Source organism: Mycobacterium sp. (assembly GCF_019243155.1).
Lineage (GTDB): Bacteria > Actinomycetota > Actinomycetes > Mycobacteriales > Mycobacteriaceae > Mycobacterium.
Window position 1 is genome coordinate 1 of sequence record NZ_JAFAUS010000328.1, and the last position, 3,771, is coordinate 3,771.

Annotated in this window: 2 protein-coding genes; both read right to left on the reverse strand. The window is 67.1% G+C overall.

Annotation, left to right across the window (positions count from 1 at the left end; genetic code table 11):
• The coding region (locus tag JOZ00_RS16640; RefSeq protein ID WP_293345451.1) for a type I polyketide synthase at window positions 1–1,809 on the reverse strand (1,809 nt) is incomplete at its 3' end.
• 1 nt (window position 1,810) lies between these two features.
• A partial coding sequence (locus JOZ00_RS16645) for a type I polyketide synthase (protein WP_293345453.1) occupies window positions 1,811–3,771 on the reverse strand: 1,961 nt, incomplete at its 5' end.

Sequence of the window (3,771 nt, forward strand, 5' to 3'; positions counted from 1 at the left end):
CCGCGCCACCACCAACCGCGCCGCATCACCCAGCGACAACACCCCGGCCACACACGCCGCCGCGATCTCACCCACCGAATGACCCATCACCACATCCGGCGTCACACCCCACGACCGCCACAACGCCGCCAACGCAATTTCGACAACAAACAACGCCGGCTGCGCAAACTCGGTGTTGCTCAACAACTCCGAATCCAAACCCCACAACACCTGACGCAACGGCACCCGCAGACCGACATCCACCGCCGCGACCGCCTCATCAAACGCCTCAGCGAACACCGCAAACCGCTCACACAGCTCCCGGCCCATCCCCAGCAACTGCGACCCCTGACCCGGAAACACCCACACCATCTGCCCTTTCGGACGCGCGTGCCCCGCCGTCAAACTTGTTACACCCGCCAATAGCGATTCGCGATCGCCACCGACCAGCACCGCCCGATACTCAAAGGTCGACCGGGTTCTCACCAATGACCATCCGACATCCAGCGCGCTCAGTCCCGGGTCGGCGCTCACATGTGCGGACAATCGCTCGGCCTGTCCGGCCAACGCTTCGCGCGATCGCGCCGACAGCACCCACGCCACGACGGGTGAACCGGTTTCCGCCGCGGACGCTTCCGATTGCGCCTGGGCCTGCTCGACGATGACGTGCGCATTGGTGCCGCCCATCCCGAAGGACGACACGCCCGCCCGCCGCGGCCGCTGACTGAGCGGCCAGGGCATCAGTCCGGCGTTGACCTGCAGGTGACCGAGATCGAGTTCGGGGTTCGGGCTGACATAGTTGAGGCTCGGCGGAACCGTCGAATGCTGAATCGCCAGTACGGCTTTGAGCAGACCGGCAATTCCCGCGGCGCCGCCGGCGTGGCCGATGTTGGTCTTCACCGATCCGATGATCACGGGGCGCTCTGAGCACCCCGCGAAAACCTCACTAAGCGCCATCGCTTCCACCGCGTCGCCGACTTTGGTTCCGGTGCCATGCGCTTCGACGTAATCGATGTCGCCCGGTTTCAGGTCGGCGGCCGACAGCGCCCGGCGGATCACGTCGGTTTGACCGAAAACCGTAGGTGCCGTTTGACCGGCGGCGCCGTGCCCGGCATTGCCCACTGCGCTCCCCCGGAGAATCGCATGAATGCGATCGCCGTCCTCGAGTGCGGCAGGCAGGGCCTTTAGCAGCACCAGTCCCCCGCCTTCGCCACGCACATAGCCATCGGCACGCCGATCGAACGCATACGTGTGACCCGACACCGACAAGGCTCCGAATTCGCTTTCCAGCAGGGCGGTCTCGTCGGCAAGGTTCAGGTGGACCCCGCCGGCTATCGCCAGCGTCGACTCGCCCGCCCGCAGGCTTTCAGCAGCGAGGTGGACGGCCACCAGCGAGGACGACTGGCCCGAATCGACGGTCATGCTGGGTCCGTGCAACCCGAGGGCGTAGGACACCCTGTTGGCGATCATCCCCCGGCTGATACCGGCAAACGAGTGATGATCGAGGTTGTCCGCGACGTCGCGAACCGTCAGCATGGCGTAGTCGTCGGTCATCGCACCGAGGTAGACCGAAACACGCTGCTCACGAACGTGATCCGGCACCACGAAGGCGTCCTCGAAGAGTTCCCAGGCAAGTTCGAGGGCCAACCGTTGCCGCGGATCCATCGCGCACGCCTCGCGCGGCGACAGGTTGAAGAAGTCCGCGTCGAACTCCGCGGCGTTACCCGATAATCGGGTGGCCTCACCTCCGTCTCGCATGAGACGCCAGAATTCGCCGGGGTTTTCTGCACCCGGGAACCTGCACGCGAGCCCGATGATGGCCACGTCCATGCTAGGGGCCGAAATCTTCGTCGAGGATGGCGAACAGCTGGCTTTCAGTGGCGGTGCTGATGTCGTCGTCGAACGTGTCGTCGACAGGTTCCACATGACTGGTCCGCGACGGGCCCGTCAGGGTTGTCAGCAGGGCTTGCAACCGGGTGACGAGCTGTGCCTTATCGCCGGGCTTCCAGTCGGGCTGGCTGACCAGCCCCTGCAGTTCGCGGGCGATGTCGTTGAACCGACCCATCCGATCGGGTGGCGCTGCGGTCGAGGCGCCCGCGGCCAGTTGGCTGTCGAGGTGCGCGGCGAGCGCGGACGGCGTCGGGTAGTCGAAGATCAGGGTGGGCGAAAGCGTCAGGCCGGTCGCGATTTTCAGCCGGTTACGCAGCTCCACGGCGGTCAACGAGTCGAATCCGAGATCTTGGAAGGCATCCTCGGCGCTGACGTCCGCCGTGCTATGACCGAGCACCGTGGCGGCGTTGCCGCACACCATGTCCGCCAACTCCCGCTGCCGTTGCTCGGAGGTCAAGCCATCCAGCCGTGCCCGCAGGCCCGTCATCGACACCACGTCCGTCTGGTCGAGCACCCGTCGGGCCGACCGAGTCGCCAACTGGCTCAACAGCGGCGGTAGCGCACCGCTGCTGCGGGCCAAAGCGCCGGAATCCAGACGCGTCGCCACCACCATGGACTGCTCACCCAGCAGGGCGGAATCCAGAAGGTGCAACGCCTGCGGGGTGGACAGCGCGGCCAGCCCGACGCGGCTCATCCGGGCCTTGTCGCGATCGCCGAGGTGTTGCGTCATGGTCGACGCCTCGTCCCACATGCCCCAGGCCACCGAGAGTGCGGGTAGCCCATGCGCACGCCGAGACGCCGCCAGCGCGTCCAGGAAACTGTTGGCCGCCGCATAATTGCCCTGGCCCGGCGCGCCAACGATCCCCGCCATCGACGAAAACATCACGAACGCCGACAAATCCAGGTCCCGCGTCTGCTCATGCAGGTTCCAGGCGCCGTCGGCCTTGCCCCGCAACACCGCATCGACCCGATCCGGCGTCAACGACGCGATCACCGCGTCATCCAGGACGCCGGCAGCATGGAAGACGCCGCGCAGCGGGTATTGCGCCGGCACCTGCGCCAGCAATCCGGCCGCCGCATCCCGATCGCCGACGTCGCACGCCACCACCGTCACCGCGGCCCCGGCGTCGCGCAATTCGGCGGCCAACTCGGAAGCCCCGTCCGCCTGCTCACCGCGACGACTGACCAGCATCACGTGCGGCACTTGATGCCGCTGGACCAGGTGACGCGCGACCGCCGAACCCGCCATGCCGGTGCCACCGGTGATGAGCGCCGTGCCGCCGGCCAGTGCGGCGGGGCCGGCGGGCATGGTGAGCACCACCTTGCCGATGTGGCGGGCCTGGCTCACAAACCGGTACGCCTCCACGGCGCAACGCACGTCAAAAGCTTTGACCGGCAACGGCGTCAAAACCCCGGCGGCGAACAGCTCCAGCAATTCGGCCAGCATCTCCGCGATGCGGTCGGGCCCGGCCTCCATCAAGTCGAATGCCCGGTACCGGATCCCCGGATGCGTTTGCGCGAGGGCCTGCGGGTCGCGAAGGTCGGTCTTTCCCATTTCGATGAAGCGCCCGTCGGGGGCCAGCAGGCGCAGCGACGCATCGGTGAAATCTCCGGCCAGCGAGTTGAGCACCACGTCCATACCGCAGCCCCCGGTAACGGACGAGAACTCCGCCTCGAAGTCCAGCGCCCGGGAATCCGCGATATGTGCGTCGTCGAATCCCATCGCGCGCAGGGTATCCCACTTTCCGCGGCTCGCTGTGGCGAACACTTCGGCGCCCCAATGCCGCGCCAGCTGCACCGCCGCCATGCCGACGCCACCGGCGGCGGCGTGCACCAGGACCCGCTCCCCGGCCCGCAGCCCGGCCAGAACCGACAGCCCGTAATAGGCCGTCAGGAACACCA